Annotated in this window: 18 protein-coding genes; 10 read left to right on the top strand and 8 right to left on the bottom strand. The window is 66.8% G+C overall.

Going from position 1 to position 17,509, the window contains the following annotated elements; translation table 11 throughout:
* Nucleotides 1-16: 16 nt before the first annotated feature.
* The gene (rpsO, locus tag BST28156_RS11965; RefSeq protein WP_006398792.1) at nucleotides 17-286 is read right to left on the bottom strand and encodes a 30S ribosomal protein S15; all 270 of its coding nucleotides are present in this window, start codon (nucleotides 284-286) and stop codon (nucleotides 17-19) included.
* Nucleotides 287-403: 117 nt separating this feature from the next.
* A complete protein-coding gene (locus BST28156_RS11960) occupies nucleotides 404-1,663 on the bottom strand; it encodes a branched-chain amino acid ABC transporter substrate-binding protein (protein ID WP_174902263.1) in 1,260 nt (419 codons plus the stop codon).
* A gap of 170 nt (nucleotides 1,664-1,833) precedes the next feature.
* Here BST28156_RS11960 and BST28156_RS11955 point away from each other — a divergent pair, with 170 nt between their 5' ends.
* The 3 genes from BST28156_RS11955 (at nucleotide 1,834) to BST28156_RS11945 (ending at nucleotide 4,897) form a co-directional block, all read left to right on the top strand.
* Complete coding sequence (locus BST28156_RS11955; RefSeq protein ID WP_060240805.1) at nucleotides 1,834-2,346, top strand: hypothetical protein; 513 nt, start codon at nucleotides 1,834-1,836, stop codon at nucleotides 2,344-2,346.
* Between the two features lie 330 nt (nucleotides 2,347-2,676).
* Nucleotides 2,677-3,309, top strand: coding sequence for a carbonic anhydrase (locus BST28156_RS11950; RefSeq protein ID WP_040127858.1), 633 nt, complete (start codon nucleotides 2,677-2,679; stop codon nucleotides 3,307-3,309).
* Between the two features lie 37 nt (nucleotides 3,310-3,346).
* Nucleotides 3,347-4,897: a SulP family inorganic anion transporter gene (locus tag BST28156_RS11945; RefSeq protein ID WP_174902262.1), complete on the top strand. Its 1,551-nt coding sequence runs from the start codon at nucleotides 3,347-3,349 to the stop codon at nucleotides 4,895-4,897.
* 65 nt (nucleotides 4,898-4,962) lie between these two features.
* On the opposite strand, the gene BST28156_RS11940 is transcribed toward BST28156_RS11945, so the two are convergent.
* From BST28156_RS11940 to BST28156_RS11915, 6 genes are all read right to left on the bottom strand, one after another.
* Nucleotides 4,963-6,507, bottom strand: coding sequence for a 2-isopropylmalate synthase (locus BST28156_RS11940; protein WP_009688217.1), 1,545 nt, complete (start codon nucleotides 6,505-6,507; stop codon nucleotides 4,963-4,965).
* 319 nt (nucleotides 6,508-6,826) lie between these two features.
* Nucleotides 6,827-7,699, bottom strand: a complete 873-nt coding sequence (pssA, locus tag BST28156_RS11935; RefSeq protein WP_060240808.1) for a CDP-diacylglycerol--serine O-phosphatidyltransferase — start codon at nucleotides 7,697-7,699, stop codon at nucleotides 6,827-6,829.
* A 15-nt stretch (nucleotides 7,700-7,714) separates the two neighbouring features.
* Nucleotides 7,715-8,359 (bottom strand): phosphatidylserine decarboxylase, encoded by a 645-nt coding sequence (locus BST28156_RS11930; RefSeq protein WP_031401923.1) that lies wholly within the window; start codon nucleotides 8,357-8,359, stop codon nucleotides 7,715-7,717.
* A 138-nt stretch (nucleotides 8,360-8,497) separates the two neighbouring features.
* A complete protein-coding gene (ilvC, locus tag BST28156_RS11925; RefSeq protein WP_174902261.1) occupies nucleotides 8,498-9,514 on the bottom strand; it encodes a ketol-acid reductoisomerase in 1,017 nt (338 codons plus the stop codon).
* Nucleotides 9,515-9,608: 94 nt separating this feature from the next.
* A complete protein-coding gene (ilvN, locus tag BST28156_RS11920; RefSeq protein WP_006398781.1) occupies nucleotides 9,609-10,100 on the bottom strand; it encodes an acetolactate synthase small subunit in 492 nt (163 codons plus the stop codon).
* A 111-nt stretch (nucleotides 10,101-10,211) separates the two neighbouring features.
* Nucleotides 10,212-11,975 (bottom strand): acetolactate synthase 3 catalytic subunit, encoded by a 1,764-nt coding sequence (locus BST28156_RS11915; protein ID WP_009688213.1) that lies wholly within the window; start codon nucleotides 11,973-11,975, stop codon nucleotides 10,212-10,214.
* A 354-nt stretch (nucleotides 11,976-12,329) separates the two neighbouring features.
* Here BST28156_RS11915 and BST28156_RS11910 point away from each other — a divergent pair, with 354 nt between their 5' ends.
* From BST28156_RS11910 to BST28156_RS11880, 7 genes are all read left to right on the top strand, one after another.
* Entirely contained in the window at nucleotides 12,330-12,893 is a 564-nt protein-coding gene (locus BST28156_RS11910) for an RNA polymerase sigma factor (protein ID WP_009688212.1), read from the top strand.
* Nucleotides 12,890-13,318, top strand: coding sequence for a DUF3619 family protein (locus tag BST28156_RS11905; protein WP_174902260.1), 429 nt, complete (start codon nucleotides 12,890-12,892; stop codon nucleotides 13,316-13,318). Before BST28156_RS11910 ends, BST28156_RS11905 begins: the two co-directional genes overlap by 4 nt.
* Before the next feature lie 27 nt (nucleotides 13,319-13,345).
* The gene (locus BST28156_RS11900) at nucleotides 13,346-14,107 is read left to right on the top strand and encodes a DUF3106 domain-containing protein (RefSeq protein WP_174902259.1); all 762 of its coding nucleotides are present in this window, start codon (nucleotides 13,346-13,348) and stop codon (nucleotides 14,105-14,107) included.
* Nucleotides 14,108-14,113: 6 nt separating this feature from the next.
* Nucleotides 14,114-14,620, top strand: coding sequence for an RDD family protein (locus BST28156_RS11895; RefSeq protein WP_174902258.1), 507 nt, complete (start codon nucleotides 14,114-14,116; stop codon nucleotides 14,618-14,620).
* Nucleotides 14,621-14,856: 236 nt separating this feature from the next.
* On the top strand, nucleotides 14,857-15,795 hold the full coding sequence (locus tag BST28156_RS11890; RefSeq protein ID WP_060240815.1) for a UDP-2,3-diacylglucosamine diphosphatase: 939 nt from the start codon (nucleotides 14,857-14,859) through the stop codon (nucleotides 15,793-15,795).
* Nucleotides 15,796-15,823: 28 nt separating this feature from the next.
* Nucleotides 15,824-16,858, top strand: coding sequence for a glycosyltransferase family 4 protein (locus BST28156_RS11885; protein WP_060240816.1), 1,035 nt, complete (start codon nucleotides 15,824-15,826; stop codon nucleotides 16,856-16,858).
* Nucleotides 16,855-17,388, top strand: coding sequence for a diacylglycerol kinase (locus BST28156_RS11880; protein ID WP_174902257.1), 534 nt, complete (start codon nucleotides 16,855-16,857; stop codon nucleotides 17,386-17,388). Before BST28156_RS11885 ends, BST28156_RS11880 begins: the two co-directional genes overlap by 4 nt.
* The last annotated feature ends 121 nt before the right edge of the window (nucleotides 17,389-17,509 follow it).

Here is a 17,509-nt window from a genome sequence, read left to right as displayed (position 1 = left end):
GCGGCAATCGCCTCGATTACTTACGCAGACCCAGCTTCTCGATCAGCGCGCGGTAACGATCGGCATCCTTGCCCTTGAGGTAGTCGAGCAGCTTGCGGCGGCGGCTCACCATGCGCAGCAGGCCGCGGCGGCTGTGGTGATCCTTCGCGTGGGTCTTGAAGTGACCCGTCAGTTCGACGATACGTGCGGTCAGCAGTGCGACCTGGACTTCGGGCGAACCCGTGTCGTTGGTACCGCGGGCGAACTGAGCAACGACTTCCGACTTCTTGATATCTGCAACAGACATGTGATTTCCTTTCTAACTGAACAGGCGGACACGGAAGAATGGCCGTGCCGTGACTTACAACCGGGCGGCATTGTAGCACAACTCCGCAGCCCGCCTAAGCGGTCTCGACAATCGCCGTTACGGACGCGCCATCGAGCAGGTCGACGGCATCTCGGTGCGCGCCGCCGGCACCGCGAGCACGGTCCGGAACCCGTAGCCGGAACCCTCGTTGTCGAAGCGCACGCCCGGCGTGCCGAGCCGGTCCATTTCCATCACATAAAGGGGCTGGATCAGCTGGTGGTCCTGCGCGCGCATCCGCGCCGGATGGAAGCCGTCGTCGAACGACAGCCCCTCGAGCGCCCGCGCGACCGCGACCGGATCGGCCGAGCCGGCACGGCTCATCGCGGCCGCGAGCATCTCGATCATCAGACTCATGCGCCGCACCGGGTAGTCGTCCTGCGCGGCCGGGAAACGGGTGCGGAACGCGCGATAGAACGCGTCCGACTTCGCGCCGCCCGCGTTCGGATGCCAGTCCGCCACCGCCACGACGCGCCCGACGCCCGCGTCGCCGAGCGCGGCCGGCGCGCCGAGGCTGTTGCCGTAGAACGTGTAGAACTTCGCGTTCAGGCCTTGTTCGCGCGCGGCCTTCACGAGCAGCGTCAGGTCGTTGCCCCAGTTGCCCGTCACGACCGCGTCCGCGCCGCTCGCGCGGATCTTCGCGATATACGGCGAAAAATCCTTGATGCGGCCGATCGGATGGAATTCGTCGCCGACCACGCTCACGTCCGCTCGCCGCACGGCGAGCGCCTGCCGCGCCAGTGTGCTGACGTCATGGCCGAAGCTGTAGTCCTGGTTCAGCAGATAGACCTTGCGCAGCGCGCGGTCGCGCACCATCACGTCGGCGAGCGCGGCCATCCGCATCCCCGCATGCGCGTCGAAGCGGAAATGCCAGAAGCTGCAGCGCGCGCCGGTCAGCGCCGGGTCGTCGGCCGAATAGTTGAGGAACAGCATTCGGCTGTCCGGATCGCGCGCGTTCTGCTTGTCGAGCGCGCCGACGAGCGCGGCCGCGACCGCCGAGCTGTTGCCCTGCGCGACGAAGCCGATATGGCGGTCGGCCGCCGCGCGCAGTTGCACGAGCGCCTCTTCCGGGCTGCCCTTGCTGTCGAGCACGACCAGTTCGAGCGGATGCGCGCCGTCGCGCAGCTTTACGCCGCCCGCCGCATTGACCTGCTCGACGCCGAACCGCAGGTTGCGCTCGACCGCCGCCCCCGCATTCGCGAACGGCCCCGACATCCCTTCGATCAGCGCGATCCGCACCGGCTCGCCGCCCGCGAACGCGGACGACACCAGCATCCATCCCGCGCTCCACGCGAGCGCACACCGTTTCCACCCCTGCATCGGCCACCTGCCCTTCGATCATTCGCAGAAGCGCGGATCATAGGCCGGCCGGGCCACGGCCGGCAAGCGCGGCGGCCATCCGGCGATCCGCACCGATTTTTGCGCTGCGATGCGCCGGCGCGCGCCGTCCGTGATACAACTGGGCTGTTCCCGTGTTCTGGAGAATCCCGATGCGCATTCGCCTTCCCGCGCGCCTGTCGATGCTGACCGCCTGCGCGGCGGTGCTGCTGGCCGGTTGCGCACAACCGTGGCAGCAATACCAGGCCGGACAGGACGAATCGGCCATCGTCGCGCGGCTGGGCCCGCCGCGCGAGATCTACGACCTGCCCGGCGGCGGCAAGCGCCTGATGTGGCCGACCCAGCCGATGGGCGAAGTCACGATCGCGGCCGACGTCGATGCGGCCCACAAGATCGTCAACGTGCGTCAGGTGCTGCAGCCGAGCGAGTTCTATCGCGCGGAAATCGGCAAGTGGACCAGGACCGACGTCCTCGTCAATTTCGGCCGCCCGGTCGAAACCTCCTACTTCCCGCTGATGAAGCGCGAGGTGTGGACGTACCGGTATCTCGAGGACAACGTCTGGTACATGATGTACAGCTTCTATTTCGACCCGCAGGGCATCCTGCGCATGACGCAGAAAACGCCCGATCCGCTTCACGACCCCGATCGCCGCAACCTGTTCTGACCGGCAGCGCGTGATTCGCGCATTTTCCCGACGGCCATTCATGAATCGTTCGTGAATGGCCGTTTCCTTTATTGCGCCGCGCGATTCAATTCGGATACGCCGGCGACAGGCTTTTCCGGTCGATGACGCGACTGCGCCAACGCAGGTCATGCGTCGCCTTGGTGCGCCCGATGCACCGCGCGGCGTCAATTTGAAACAAATTGTTTCGACGCATACGGACCGCTAGGGCATACCCCTAATATCGGTTCCAATCCAACCTTTCAATTCAGAAAGCATTTCGCCGCACCCTTCCGGTCGATATTCATTCGCCTTTATCCAAAAGGAGTCCTCATGAATCGCCCCAAGAGCATGCTGGTCGCCAACATCGCCTGGGCCCGCGAGACGCACGAACGCACGCCCGGCTTCTTCGACGCGCTCGCGCGCGGCCAGAACCCGCGCGTGCTGTGGATCGGCTGCGCGGACAGCCGCGTACCGGCCGAAACCATCACGCACTGCGCGCCCGGCGAGCTGTTCGTCCATCGCAATATCGCGAACCTGTTCCATCCCGACGACGACAACGCGGCGAGCGTGCTCGAGTACGCGGTGCGCGTGCTGCAGGTCGATCACGTGATCGTCTGCGGGCACACCGGTTGCGGCGGCGTGCGCGCGTCGCTGCTGCCGCCGCCATCCGACCTGCCGCACGTCGCGCGCCGCATCGCGCCGCTCTGCGCGCTCGCGCGGCGCCATCGCGACACGCTCGCCGGCCTCGACGACGCGGCCGCCGCCGACCGCCTCGCCGAGCTGAACGTGCTCGAACAGGTGCGGCTGCTGCGCGCGTCGCCGATCGTGCGCGACCGCGAACGGCCGCCGCTCGTCCACGGCTGGATCTTCTCGCTCGCCGACGGCCGCCTCGTCGAACTCGACTCCGGCTATGCCGCGCAGCCCGTCGATGCCGAGCCCGCGCATGCCGCCGCGCTCGGCTGAGCCGCCCCGCCCTCATGTCCATGAAATCGTCCCGACCATGAAACTCAACGAGCGTCTGTCCACCCTGCCGCGCGACATCGTCGCCGGCATCGTCGTGTTCCTCGTCGCGCTGCCGCTCTGTCTCGGCATCGCCAATGCCTCCGGCGTCGAACCGTTCGCCGGGCTCGTGTCCGGCATCGTCGGCGGGATCGTCGTCGCACTGCTGAGCGGCTCGTCGCTGTCGGTCAGCGGGCCCGCCGCCGGTCTCGTCGTGATCGTCGTCGAAGGCATCGCGCAACTCGGCAGCTTCTCCGCGTTCCTGCTCGCGGTGCTGCTGTCCGGCGTGCTGCAGTTCGGCTTCGGCATGCTGCGCGCGGGCCGCTTCGCGGCCTACGTGCCGTCGCCCGTGATCAAGGGCATGCTCGCGGCGATCGGCCTGCTGCTGATCGTCAAGCAGATTCCGTTCGCGTTCGGCATCGGCGGCGCGGCCGCGCAAACGTTTTCGTCGTGGCCGGGCCTGCCGACCGCCTGGGCCGCGACGGCCATCGCGCTGGCATCGCTCGCGCTGCTGATCGCATGGGACACGCCCGCGCTGCGCCGCTTCGCGCTGGTGCGCGCGGTGCCCGCGCCGCTTGCGGTCGTGGTGCTCGGCATCGGCGCCACGCTGGTGCTCGGCCTCGTCGCGCCGTCGGTCGCGCCGGGCGCCGCCCATCGCGTCACGCTGCCCGAACTCGAATCGTTCGCGGCCTTCGCGGCATCGCTCAAGCATGCGGAGCTCGGGCCGAACTTCGCGCAACTCGTCAACCCGGACGTGTGGCGCGTCGCGATCACGCTCGCGGTCGTCGCGAGCCTCGAGACGCTGCTGAGCCTCGAAGCGGTCGAACAGATCGATCCGAAGCGCCGGCCGACGCAACCCGACCGCGAGCTGAAGGCGCAAGGGGTCGGCAACCTCGTCGCGGGTGCGATGGGCGGGCTGCCGATCACGTCGGTGATCGTGCGCAGCTCGGTCAACGTCCATGCGGGCGCGCAAAGCCGGCTCTCGGCGATCGTCCACGGGGTGCTGCTGCTCGCCAGCGTGTTCGCGCTGACCGGCCTGATCAACCTGATTCCGCTCGCGAGCCTCGGCGCGATCCTGATCCACACCGGCTTCAAGCTCGCGAAGCCGGCGCTGTTCCGCGCGGTGATGAAGCAAGGGCCGGCCGCGTTCGTGCCGTTCGCGGCGACGATCGCCGGCGTGCTTGCGGTCGACCTGCTGTTCGGTATCGCGCTCGGCCTCGCCTGCAGCGTGCTGTCGGTCGCCGTCGCGAACCTGAAGAGCCCCGTCACGCTCGCGCAGCACGACGATCACTTCCTGCTGTCGTTCCGCAAGGACGTGTCGTTCCTCGGCAAGGTGCAGGTCAAGCATCATCTGCGGCACATTCCGGATCGCGCGGCGGTGATCATCGACGCGACGCGCGCCGACTACATCGACCACGACGTGCTGGAGCTGCTCGACGCGTTCGTCGCCGATGCGCCGCGCCGCGGGATCGCCGTCGAGTTTCGCCGGCCGAGCCCGCCGCCGCGCGCGGCCGCGCGCCGCTGGCTGGTCCGCGCGCCGGCCGCCGAATGAGCGGTGCATGAAAAACGCCCCGGCGGCGCAGGGCCGCACGGGGCGTTTCGCGACATGCGCCGCGCTTACGAGCGCTGCGGGTTGAGCTTGTCGTCCTTCGAATGCAGCTTGTTCAGCGCCGCGATGTACGCCTTCGCGGATGCCGCGACGATGTCGGGATCGGTGCCGACGCCGTTGACGATCCGCCCGCTCTTCGACAGCCGTACGGTTACTTCGCCCTGCGCCTGCGTACCGGTCGTGATCGCGTTCACCGAATACAGCAGCAGTTCGGAACCGCTGCCGACCTCGCTCTCGATCGCGTTCAGCGTCGCGTCGACCGGACCGTTGCCGCGCGCTTCGCCGGTCACTTCCTTGCCTTCGACCGCGAACACGACCTTCGCGTGCGGCTGCTCGCCCGTTTCCGAATGCTGCGACAGCGACACGAACTTGTAGTGCTCCTGCTCCTGCGCGAGCGCGGACTCCTCGGAGACGATCGCGATGATGTCCTCGTCGAAGATTTCCGACTTGCGATCGGCCAGATCCTTGAAGCGCATGAACGCGGCATTCAGTTCGGCTTCGCTGTCGAGCGACACGCCGAGTTCCTGCAGGCGCTGCTTGAACGCGTTGCGGCCCGACAGCTTGCCGAGCACGATCTTGTTCGCGGTCCAGCCCACGTCTTCCGCGCGCATGATCTCGTACGTGTCGCGCGCCTTCAGCACGCCGTCCTGGTGGATGCCCGACGCGTGCGCGAACGCGTTCGCACCGACCACCGCCTTGTTCGGCTGCACGACGAAACCGGTGATCTGCGACACGAGCTTCGAGGTCGGCACGATCTGCGTGGTGTCGATGCCGACGTCGAGACCGAAGTAGTCCTTGCGCGTCTTCACCGCCATCACGATTTCCTCGAGCGACGTATTGCCCGCGCGCTCGCCGAGACCGTTGATCGTGCACTCGACCTGACGCGCGCCGCCGATCATCACGCCGGCCAGCGAGTTCGCGACGGCCATCCCGAGGTCGTTGTGGCAGTGCACCGAGAAGATCGCCTTGTCCGAGTTCGGAATGCGCTCGCGCAGCGTCTTCACGAGGTTGCCGTACATTTCCGGCACGCCGTAGCCGACCGTGTCGGTGATGTTGATCGTCGTCGCGCCTTCGGCGATCACGCCTTCCAGCACGCGGCACAGGAAGTCCATGTCGGAGCGGCTACCGTCTTCCGGCGAGAATTCGACATTGTCGGTGAACTTGCGCGCGAAGCGCACCGCGAGACGCGCCTGCTCGTACACCTGCTCGGGCGTCATCCGCAGCTTCTTTTCCATGTGCAGCGGCGAGGTCGCGATGAACGTGTGGATCCGGAAGCTGTTCGCCGGCTTCAGCGCATCGGCCGCGCGCTGGATGTCCTTGTCGTTGGCCCGCGCCAGCGAACAGATCGTGCTGTCCTTCACGAGACCGGCGATCGTGTGGATCGCGTCGAAGTCGCCGTTCGAGCTGGCCGCGAAGCCGGCCTCGATCACGTCGACCTTCATCCGCTCGAGGTTCTTCGCGATGCGGATTTTCTCTTCCTTCGTCATCGACGCGCCGGGCGATTGTTCGCCGTCACGCAACGTCGTATCGAAAATGATCAGCTTGTCTGTCATGGGGGGCTCCAGGGCTCTTTATACGGAAGTCAAACGTAACGAGATCGCGCCACCGCTGGCGACGCTCAACAACAGACGAGGCTTGACGGAGGGCGGGAACGGTCAGCGCGGCAGGCGCGCCAAAGCTAGCGCGCGTAGCGGCGCACCGGCTAGAAGGAGGGAGAGGCGGGAAAATGCAGTCATGCCGAAGACTATAGCGAGATTCCGCGACGCGCGCAATCGGACGCCGCCCGATGTTCCGGCCCGCGAGCGCCGAAAAAGGGACAAATAAAAACGGCGGCCGCGGGGCCGCCGTTTTGCGTGCCGATAGCGCGGCGCGTCAGTGATCGCGCTGCGACGAGCGCGCGGGGTTCGCGCGCCCGCGCACGGCCATGTAGGCCCAGAACACGTAGCCGGACAGCCCGTACAGTACGAACAGGCAAAACAGCATCAGCGGCGGATCGGACGACACCAGCACGAACGCGACGACCACCAGCAGGATCGCCGCGAACGGCACGCGATGCCGCACGTCGAGCGCCTTGCCGCTGTAGAACGGCGCGTTCGACACCATCGTCACGCCCGCGTAGATGGTCAGCACGAACGCGACCCACGGCAGCCAGCCGAGCTTCATCGGCACGCGGTTGTCGGTCGCGAGCCAGACGAAGCCCGCGATCAGCGCGGCGGCGGCCGGGCTCGGCAGACCTTGGAAGAAGCGCTTGTCGACCACGCCGATGTTCGTGTTGAAGCGCGCGAGACGCAGCGCGGCGCCCGAGCAATAGACGAACGCGGCGAGCCAGCCCCAGCGGCCGAGATCCTTCAGCACCCATTCGTACATCACGAGCGCCGGCGCGACGCCGAACGACACCATGTCCGACAGGCTGTCGAACTGTTCGCCGAACGCGCTCTGCGTATGCGTCATGCGCGCGACGCGCCCGTCCATTCCGTCGAGCACCATCGCGACGAAGATCGCGATCGCGGCGATCTCGAAGCGCACGTTCATTGCCTGCACGACCGCGAAGAAGCCGCAGAACAGCGCGGCGGTCGTGAACGCGTTCGGCAGCAGGTAGATGCCGCGCGTGCGCAGGAACCGCTGGCGCGCGGCACGCCGGCTTTCCAGCGGCGCCGGATCGGGCGCGAGCGCCTTGTTGCGGCGGAACGGGCGCGGCGGCTGGTTGACGCCGTTGCGCGGGCGGCGCGGTTTGAATGCGGCCATCGTGCGCCTCGCCGCTTACTGCTCGAGCTCGGCGAGGATCGTCGACGACGCGTAGACCTTCTCGCCGATCGACACCTTCGCGCGGCTGCCGAGCGGCAGGTACACGTCGACGCGCGAACCGAAGCGGATGAAACCGTAGCGCTGGCCGCGCGACAGCGGCTCGCCGGCGCGCACGTAGCAGAGGATCCGGCGCGCGACGAGGCCGGCGATCTGCACGGCGGTGACGGTCTTGCCGCTCGCCGTCTGGATCACGACCGCGTTGCGCTCGTTCTCGGTCGACGCCTTGTCGATCGCCGCGTTCAGGAACGCACCCGGGAAATACTCGACCTTGGTGATCGCGCCGTCGACCGGCGAACGCTGCGAGTGGACGTTGAAGACATTCATGAACACGCTGATCTTCAGCGCTTCGCGGTTCGCGTACGGATCCTGCGCGGTCTCGACCGCGACGATGCGGCCGTCCGCCGGGCACAGCACCGCGTTCGGCTGCGCCGGGATCGGGCGCTGCGGATCGCGGAAGAACTGGACGACGAAGACGAGCAGCAGCCAGAACGGCCACGCGAAGCCGAAGCCCCCGACCGCGTGGATCAACAACGCGATGACGGCTGCGATCGCGATGAACGGCCAGCCTTCGCGCGCGATGATCGGATGAGGATAGTTCATGGATTCGTTCTGTGTTCGGTGAATTGCAAAGCCCGTAGGATAGCAAAAGCCGCCCGGGGCACTGCTGCCTTCGGGCGGCTTTTTGATACCGACCCTTCGCTCGAAGGGCCGGAACAGCACGTTTTGCTTGCGGCGTGCTTAGTTCTTCGTCTGGTCGACGAGCTTGTTCTTCGCGATCCACGGCATCATCGCGCGCAGCTTCGCGCCGACCTGCTCGATCTGGTGGTCGGCCGTCAGGCGGCGGCGCGACTGCAGCGTCGGCGCGCCTGCCTTGTTCTCGAGAATGAAGCTCTTCGCGTACTCGCCCGTCTGGATGTCGGTCAGGCACTGCTTCATCGCCTTCTTCGTCTCTTCCGTGACGACGCGCGGGCCCGTCACGTACTCGCCGTACTCGGCGTTGTTCGAGATCGAGTAGTTCATGTTCGCGATGCCGCCTTCGTAGATCAGGTCGACGATCAGCTTCAGTTCGTGCAGGCACTCGAAGTACGCCATTTCCGGCGCGTAGCCCGCTTCGACCAGCGTCTCGAAGCCGGCCTTGATCAGCTCGACGGTGCCGCCGCACAGCACGGCCTGCTCGCCGAACAGGTCGGTTTCGGTCTCTTCACGGAAGTTCGTCTCGATGATGCCGGCACGGCCGCCGCCGTTGGCCGCCGCGTACGACAGCGCGATGTCGCGCGCCGCGCCCGACTTGTTCTGCGCAACCGCGATCAGGTGCGGCACGCCGCCACCCTGCGAGTACGTGCCGCGCACGGTGTGGCCCGGCGCCTTCGGCGCGATCATGATCACGTCGAGGTCGGCGCGCGGGATCACCTGGCCGTAGTGGACGTTGAAGCCGTGCGCGAATGCCAGCGCCGCGCCCTGCTTGATGTTCGCGTGCACTTCCTTCGCGTACACGTCGGCGATCTGCTCGTCCGGCAGCAGCATCATCACGACGTCGGCGCCCTTCACGGCTTCCGCGACTTCCTTCACCGACAGGCCGGCGTTCTCGGCCTTGCTCCACGACGCGCCGCCCTTGCGCAGGCCGACCGTCACGTTGACGCCGCTGTCCTTCAGGTTCAGCGCGTGTGCATGGCCTTGCGAGCCGTAGCCGATGATCGTGACTTGCTTGCCCTTGATGAGGGAGAGGTCGGCGTCTTTGTCGTAGAAAACGTTCATGATGGTTCCTTCGCTAATTCAAAAATTCAACAATTCGTTCAGTTGGAGTACTGCGGGCCGGGACATGACGGCGCACCCGGCGTGCCTTTCGGCATCACACCTTCAGGATGCGCTCGCCGCGTCCGATGCCGGAGCTGCCGGTGCGCACGGTCTCGAGGATCGCGCCCGCGTCCAGCCCCTGGATGAATGCGTCGAGCTTGTCGCTCGCGCCCGTCAATTCGATCGTGTAGGTCTTCTCGGTCACGTCGATGATGCGGCCGCGGAAAATGTCCGACATCCGCTTCATCTCTTCGCGCTCCTTGCCCACTGCACGGACCTTGATCAGCATCAGCTCGCGTTCGATGTGTGCACCGTCGGTCAGGTCCACCACTTTCACCACCTCGATCAGGCGGTTCAGATGCTTCGTGATCTGTTCGATCACGTCGTCGGAGCCAATGGATACGATGGTGAGCCGCGACAGCGATTGGTCTTCGGTCGGCGCCACCGTCAAGGTTTCAATGTTGTAGCCGCGTGCGGAAAACAGACCGACCACGCGCGACAGCGCGCCCGGTTCGTTTTCCAGCAGGACGGAAATGATGTGTCTCATGTTCGCTTCTTCCAGAATGTGTCCGTGTCGATTCACTCGCGCCGCGCGCCGCCGCGTGCCGCACCGCCCTTCGTGAAGGCGGCCGCAACGGCCGGCGCGCGCGTCGCGCCGTTACAGATCTTCCGATCCGAGCAGCATCTCGGTGATGCCCTTGCCGGCCTGGACCATCGGCCAGACGTTTTCGGTCGGATCGGTCTGGAAGTCGAGAAACACGGTGCGGTCCTTCAGGCGCAGCGCTTCCTTCAGCGCCGGCTCCACATCCGAAGTCTTTTCGATCCGCATGCCGACATGGCCGTACGCTTCGGCGAGCTTCACGAAATCGGGCAGCGCATCCATGTACGAATGCGAATAGCGCTTGCTGTATTCGATCTGCTGCCACTGGCGAACCATGCCGAGGTAGCGGTTGTTCAGCGAAATGATCTTCACGGGCGTGTCGTACTGCAGGCAGGTCGACAGTTCCTGGATGCACATCTGGATCGAGCCTTCGCCCGTGATGCACAGCACGTCGTCGTCCGGGTGCGCCATCTTGACGCCCATCGCCGCCGGCAGGCCGAAGCCCATCGTGCCGAGGCCGCCGGAGTTGATCCAGCGACGCGGCTTGTTGAATCGGTAGAACTGCGCGGCCCACATCTGGTGCTGGCCGACGTCCGAGCACACGAACGCGTTGCCGTCCGTCAGCTCCCACGCCTTCTCGACCACGTACTGCGGCTTGATGATCTCGCTGTCGCGGTCGTACTTCAGGCAGTCCTTCGCGCGCCAGCTCTCGATGTCCTTCCACCATTGCGCGAGCGCCTCGGTGTCGGGGCCGTGCTCGGCCGTCTGCAGCTGCTCGATCAGTTCCTTCAGCACTTCCTTAACGTCGCCGACGATCGGGATGTCGACTTTCACGCGCTTCGAGATCGACGACGGGTCGATGTCGATGTGGATGATCTTGCGCGGGCGCGACGCGAAGTGCGCCGGATCGCCGATCACGCGGTCGTCGAAGCGCGCGCCGATCGCGATCAGCACGTCGCAGTGCTGCATCGCCATGTTCGCTTCGTAGGTGCCGTGCATGCCGAGCATGCCGAGGAACTTCTTGTCCGACGCGCGATAGCCGCCGAGGCCCATCAGCGTGTTGGTGACCGGGTAGCCGAGCAGGTCGGCGAACTGGTTCAGCTCGCGCGACGCGTCGGCGAGGATGATGCCGCCGCCGGTGTAGATGTACGGGCGCTTGGCCGACAGCAGCAGCGACACGGCCTTGCGGATCTGGCCCGAATGGCCCTTGGTGACGGGGTTGTACGAACGCAGCGACACGCTCTTGACGGGCTCGTACTGGCACGGCGTCTTCGAGACGTCTTTCGGGATGTCGATCAGCACCGGGCCCGGACGGCCGGTGCGGGCGATGTAGAACGCCTTCTTGACGGTTTCCGCGAGGTCGCGCACGTCCTTCACGAGGAAGTTGTGCTTCACGCACGGACGCGTGATGCCGACGGTGTCGCACTCCTGGAACGCGTCCTGGCCGATCGCGGCAGTCGGCACCTGGCCGCTGATCACGACCATCGGGATCGAATCCATGTAGGCCGTGGCGATGCCGGTCACCGCGTTGGTGACGCCGGGGCCCGACGTCACGAGGCAGACGCCGACCTTGCCGGTGGAACGCGCATACGCATCGGCTGCGTGCACGGCCGCCTGTTCGTGGCGCACCAGCACGTGCTGAATCTTGTCCTGCTTGTACAGCTCGTCGTAGATGTAGAGAACCGAGCCGCCGGGATAACCCCAGATGAATTCGACGTTTTCATCGGCCAGTGCCTTCATGAGCACGGTGCCGCCGATGGAGTCGCTATCGGGAGGGGAAAGGGGTTCCGACGTGGAGAATTCCGCGCTGGGCATGTTCATTTTGACCTTTCGAATTTTCGGCAAAAAATTGATCGGGTGCTCTCTGCCGGGCTTGTGGCTCGGGTTCAAGCGGCGCGTCCAGTTGAAGGGCGGGCTTCTTGGGCCAGCCTCAAATGAGACCATCACTTCATGTTGCGAATCGCCGACGATAGCCGCTCGCGCAGGCGCCGTCAAGCAAAATATCCCGCAGCGCATCATGGCCGGCGTCCGGCGCCCCGCCCGCGCGGCTCGCGCGCAACGCGCGGGACCGGTACCGGTGCCAAGCGGCCCGAAAATTTGTTAGCATCCGCGGGTTTTACGAAATTTTTCGACCTTTCACACCACGCCGCAGTCCGCAGCGCATACCTTCACGGAATGGCATCAGACAAGGAACTCGCCGACTTTCTGGCGGGCGTCGAAAGGCGCGCGTTCAAGCAGGCTGCGTACGCCGTGCGTGACGACGATGCGTCGCTCGACATCGTGCAGGACGCGATGATCAAGCTGGCGGAGAAATACGGCGACCGGCCGGCGGCCGAGCTGCCGCTGCTGTTCCAGCGGATCCTGCAGAACGCGATCCACGACTGGTTCCGCCGCCAGAAAGTCCGCAATACATGGGTGACGCTGTTCTCGTCGCTCAACAGTACCGACGACGAGGACTTCGACCCGCTCGAAACGCTCGAGGCCGCGGACGACAACCCGGGTGTCGAGAGCAGCGAGCACCGTCTCGAACGGGAACAGGTTCTGGCCCTGATCGACGAAGAAATCCAGAAACTTCCGGCACGTCAACGGGAAGCGTTCCTGATGCGTTACTGGGAAGATATGGATGTTGCCGAGACTGCCGCCGCAATGGGGTGCTCCGAAGGCAGTGTCAAGACACATTGCTCGCGAGCCACCCATACCCTGGCACACGCGCTCAAGGCCAAAGGAATCACGCTATGAGCTCCGCTCCCGCAAACCGAGAACACGAATTCGCGCTGAAGGTGCGCCGCGCGCTCGACGAGCGTACGGCTGCGCTGCCTGCCGCCACCACCGACCGGCTGGCCGCCGCGCGCCGGGCCGCGCTCGCGCGCAAGAAACCCGAAGCCGCGACGGCGCCGGTGTTCGTGCCCGCGTTCGCCGGCGCGGCAGGTAGCTACGGCCCGGCACGCACCCCGGGCCGGCCGCCGGTGTCGTTCGCGCGCCGCCTGCTGCGCGCGTGGCCGCTCGCCCTGCTGCTCGCGGGGCTGGTGGGCATCGCGTACTGGGAAGACATGCAGCGCACCGCCGAACTCGCCGACATCGACGCGGCGATGCTCAGCGACGACCTGCCGCTCAACGCGTATCTCGACCACGGGTTCAACGCGTATCTTTCGCACGCTCGCTAACAAACCAATAACGAGGGGATCGCACGGGTGAGTCAAAAGCGCGGCCTGGCCGTATTTTTCGGATGCGTGATCGCGGCCGCCGTCGCCTACGTCGCCACGTACCCGCGATTCCACCCGCCTGCCGAGACGGCCGCCGTCGCGACCAGCAGCGCGGTCGCGCCCGCCTCGAGCGCGGCCGCGCTGACCGCCGACCTCGCCCCGCTGCCGTTGCCGCTGCCCGCCGCCACCGGCCCGCTGTCGTGGTCGCGCCTCACGCCCGCGCAGCATGCGGCGCTCGCGCCGTTCGCCGACCAGTGGGACGGCTTCAGCGACGCACGCAAGCGCAAATGGCTGAAGATCGCATCGCGTTTCCAGAAGATGACGCCTGATGCACAAAAGCGCCTGCAGGAACGGATGACCGAATGGGCGCGGATGACGCCCGAGCAGCGCCGCGTCGCCCGCGAGAATTACCAGAGCGCGAAGGAGCTGTCCGCGCAGGCGCGCGAGCGTGCGTGGAAGGCCTACCAGCAACTCCCCGAAGAGCAGAAGGAACGCCTCGCGGCGGCCGAGCGCCGGCGCCGGCCGAGCGTCGTCAGCGCGCCGCCGACCGGCGCCGACCGCGACGTGCGCCGCCTCGTCAATGCGCACGAGCGTCCGGCCAGCGGCGCGGCCGCCGCACCGTCGCCGGCGTCGACCGGTGCTGCGGCGCCGCCCGCCGTCGCGTCGTCCACGGCGGGCGCGGCGTCCGTGCCCGCCACCGTGACGCCGGTGTCGCCCGCCGACGCGCCGTCGCTGTTCAAGGGCTCCTGAACGGCCGTGGCGAACGCGCCCCAGGCTCAGGCCGCCGCCCTCGCGCCGTCGATCCGACGGCGTCTCGCCGCGCTGCTCTACGAAGGCGTGCTGCTGTTCGGCGTCGTGTTCTTCGCCGGGCTCGCGTTCGGTCTCGCGATGCAGCAGCGCAACGGCCTCGTCCACCACAACCTCCTCGCCGCCTGGATCGCGCTCGTGGTCGGCGCGTATTTCGTGTGGTTCTGGACGCACGGCGGCCAGACGCTGCCGATGAAGACCTGGCGGCTGCGGCTCGAAGCCGCGAGCGGCCGGCCGCTCAGCGCGGGTCATGCGCTGATCCGCTACGCGCTCGGCTGGCTGTGGTTCCTGCCGCCGCTCGCGCTGCATCCGCTGCTCGGCCTGTCGGTGCCCGTCACGCTCGCGCTCGCCGCCGCGTGGATCGTCGTCTGGGCCGGCGCCGCGCGGCTGCACGCCGACCGCCAGTTCCCGCACGACCGGCTCGCGCGCACGCGCGTGGTCGCGATCCCGCGCTGACGCGCCCTCAATCGATCAGACAAAAACGACGCGCAACGCCTGCTGCGCGCGCCGCAGCGCATGCCGTCGGGCTTACACGAGAACGTCCGAACGCTCGGTGCGGAAGATGACACAACACGGCACGATTCACTGCTAAACGCCGTTCGACAGTCGTAATAAGAACGTCTCGTGACTGTCACGGCACAGTCACGCCCGCATGGCGCAATGCCGGTAATGTCAACCGGCGCGAGTCATGCATGGGCCAGAAAACGTCCGCGACCTCCCTGTTCCGTCACCCTCTCGGCGCCCGCGCCGCCACCGCCTTCCTGTCCGGCTCGGCTGCAACCGATGCACGCTCGCCGCAAGAACCGCCTGCCGAGCACGTCACGCGACACGACGAGCACGAGCCGTCCACCCATCGCTACCGCACCATCTGGCTGTCCGACATCCACCTCGGCTCGAGCGGCTGCCAGGCGCCGTACCTGCTCGACTTCCTGCGCCACAACGACTCGGAATACCTGTACCTGGTCGGCGACATCATCGACGGCTGGCAGCTGAAGAAGGGCTGGTACTGGCCGCAGGCGCACAACGACGTCGTGCAGAAGATCCTGCGCAAGGCGCGCAAGGGCACGCAGGTCGTCTACATCCCCGGCAACCACGACGAGGGCGCACGGCAGTTCTGCGACCTCGCGTTCGGCGACATCCAGGTGCGCGGCGAGGCGTTCCACACGACGCTGGCCGGCAAACGTTTGTGGATCGTGCACGGCGACCTGTTCGACGGCGTGATCCAGCACGCGAAATGGCTCGCGTATCTCGGCGACACGCTGTACACGCTGATCCTCGTGCTGAACCGCTGGTTCAACCGGATCCGCAGCCGGCTCGGCTTCCAGTACTGGTCGCTGTCGCAGTACCTGAAGCACCAGGTGAAGAACGCAGTCAACTTCATCTCGCAGTTCGAGACCGTGATGACCGACGAGGCGCGTCGCCGCGGCTGCGACGGCGTCGTGTGCGGTCACATCCACAAGGCCGAGATCCGCGACATCGACGGCGTGCTGTACTGCAACGACGGCGACTGGGTCGAAAGCCTGTCCGCGCTGGTCGAAACGATGGAAGGCGAACTGAAGATCGTCTACTGGACGGTGATGCGCACCGCACCGTCCGCGCCCGCGGCGCGCAAGACCCGTGCAACCGCCTGACACCCCTACTTACAGGACACATGCCGCGATGAAGATCATGATCGTTACCGATGCGTGGGAACCGCAGGTCAACGGCGTCGTGCGCACGCTGAAGAGCACGTCGCGCGAACTCGCCGCGCTCGGCCATCGCGTCGAACTGCTGACCCCGCTCGAATTCCGCACGGTGCCCTGCCCGACCTACCCCGAGATCCGCCTGTCGATCCTGCCGTACCGCAAGCTGCGCGCGCGGATCGACGCGTTCGGGCCCGATGCGCTGCACATCGCGACCGAAGGCCCGCTCGGCCTGGCCGCGCGCCGCTATGCGCGCGCCCGCAAGCTGCCGTTCACGACCGCGTATCACACGCGCTTTCCCGAATACGTGCAGGCGCGCTTCGGGATCCCGCTGGCCGCGACCTACCGCTTCCTGCACTGGTTCCACGGCCCGTCGCGCGCGGTGATGGCGCCGACGCCGGTGGTCAAGGCGGACCTCGAAAAGTACGGATTCACGAACGTCGTGCTGTGGACGCGCGGCGTCGATCTCGAGATCTTCCGGCCGATGGAGTCGAAGGTGCTCAACACCGTGCGGCCGATCTTCCTGTACGTGGGCCGCGTCGCGATCGAGAAGAACGTCGAGGCGTTCCTGCGCCTCGACCTGCCCGGCTCGAAATGGGTCGCGGGCGAAGGCCCGGCGCTCGCCGAACTGAAGTCGCGCTATCCGGAAGCGAACTATCTCGGCGTGCTGTCGCAGGCCGAGCTCGCAAAGGTGTATGCTGCGGCCGACGTGTTCGTGTTCCCGAGTCGCACCGACACGTTCGGCCTCGTACTGCTCGAGGCGCTCGCCTGCGGCACGCCGGTCGCCGCGTATCCGGTCACCGGCCCGATCGACGTGCTCGCCGGCGGCAGCGCCGGCGCGATGAACGAGGATCTGCAGGAAGCCTGTCTCGAAGCGCTGAAGATCGAGCGCTCGACCGCGCGGGAATGGGCGGAGCGCTTCTCGTGGCGCGCGGCCTCCGAACAGTTCGCATCGCATCTGCAGCCGCTGCCGAAAAACGCGTACTCGCCTGCCGAAGGTGCCGCCGTTTGAAACGTGACCTGAACCACAAGCCCCCGCTCCCCGCCACGTCACCACGGCACCGGCCGTTCGACGAGGAAGACGCGCATGCCGAGGCGGACGGCCATGCGCACGAACCGCTCGGCCCCGACGATCCGCTGTCGCCGCTGCCGCCGAACCCGTACAAGCGCCACCGCGGCATCACGCGCGCGTGGTACGCGCTCAAGCATTCGCTGAACGGCTTTCGCGTCGCGATCCGCGAAGAGAGCGCGTTCCGGCAGGAGCTGACGCTCGCCGCGCTGATGCTGCCGATCGGCGCGTTCGCGCCGGTGCCGGCCGCGTCGCGCGCGCTGCTGATCGCGTCGGTGCTGCTGGTGCTGATCGTCGAACTGCTGAATTCGAGCGTCGAGGCCGCGATCGACCGCATCTCGCTCGAACGCCACGAACTGTCCAAGCGCGCGAAGGATCTCGGCAGCGCCGCCGTCACCGTCGCGCTGTTCGCCTGCGTGACGACCTGGGGCTTCGTGCTCGGGCCCGTCGTCGCGCGCTGGCTCGGCTTCTAGCGCGGCTTCTCGTCCGCTTCGCGCCGCCCGCCTGCGGCGCTGCACCATCCGTCGCAGCGCCCGCCGTCACGAAATGCGCCCGATGTGACGAAACCCCGGTTTATAATCGTCCGCTAGACTT

The sequence above is a fragment of the Burkholderia pseudomultivorans genome, from assembly GCF_902499075.1.
Lineage (GTDB): Bacteria > Pseudomonadota > Gammaproteobacteria > Burkholderiales > Burkholderiaceae > Burkholderia > Burkholderia pseudomultivorans.
This window is presented reverse-complemented; position numbering and strand designations above follow the sequence as displayed.

What these genes read in the sequence shown, in the direction of transcription:
- BST28156_RS11905 (WP_174902260.1), top strand. Translation starts at nt 12,890, where the DNA reads ATGAGCTCCGCTCCCGCAAACCGAGAACACGAATTCGCGCTGAAGGTG.
- BST28156_RS11910 (WP_009688212.1), top strand. Translation starts at nt 12,330, where the DNA reads ATGGCATCAGACAAGGAACTCGCCGACTTTCTGGCGGGCGTCGAAAGG.
- pssA (WP_060240808.1), bottom strand. Translation starts at nt 7,699, where the DNA reads ATGGCCGCATTCAAACCGCGCCGCCCGCGCAACGGCGTCAACCAGCCG.
- BST28156_RS11890 (WP_060240815.1), top strand. Translation starts at nt 14,857, where the DNA reads ATGGGCCAGAAAACGTCCGCGACCTCCCTGTTCCGTCACCCTCTCGGC.
- BST28156_RS11885 (WP_060240816.1), top strand. Translation starts at nt 15,824, where the DNA reads ATGAAGATCATGATCGTTACCGATGCGTGGGAACCGCAGGTCAACGGC.
- ilvC (WP_174902261.1), bottom strand. Translation starts at nt 9,514, where the DNA reads ATGAACGTTTTCTACGACAAAGACGCCGACCTCTCCCTCATCAAGGGC.
- BST28156_RS11960 (WP_174902263.1), bottom strand. Translation starts at nt 1,663, where the DNA reads ATGCAGGGGTGGAAACGGTGTGCGCTCGCGTGGAGCGCGGGATGGATG.
- BST28156_RS11915 (WP_009688213.1), bottom strand. Translation starts at nt 11,975, where the DNA reads ATGAACATGCCCAGCGCGGAATTCTCCACGTCGGAACCCCTTTCCCCT.
- BST28156_RS11950 (WP_040127858.1), top strand. Translation starts at nt 2,677, where the DNA reads ATGAATCGCCCCAAGAGCATGCTGGTCGCCAACATCGCCTGGGCCCGC.
- BST28156_RS11945 (WP_174902262.1), top strand. Translation starts at nt 3,347, where the DNA reads ATGAAACTCAACGAGCGTCTGTCCACCCTGCCGCGCGACATCGTCGCC.
- rpsO (WP_006398792.1), bottom strand. Translation starts at nt 286, where the DNA reads ATGTCTGTTGCAGATATCAAGAAGTCGGAAGTCGTTGCTCAGTTCGCC.
- BST28156_RS11930 (WP_031401923.1), bottom strand. Translation starts at nt 8,359, where the DNA reads ATGAACTATCCTCATCCGATCATCGCGCGCGAAGGCTGGCCGTTCATC.
- BST28156_RS11955 (WP_060240805.1), top strand. Translation starts at nt 1,834, where the DNA reads ATGCGCATTCGCCTTCCCGCGCGCCTGTCGATGCTGACCGCCTGCGCG.
- BST28156_RS11940 (WP_009688217.1), bottom strand. Translation starts at nt 6,507, where the DNA reads ATGACAGACAAGCTGATCATTTTCGATACGACGTTGCGTGACGGCGAA.
- ilvN (WP_006398781.1), bottom strand. Translation starts at nt 10,100, where the DNA reads ATGAGACACATCATTTCCGTCCTGCTGGAAAACGAACCGGGCGCGCTG.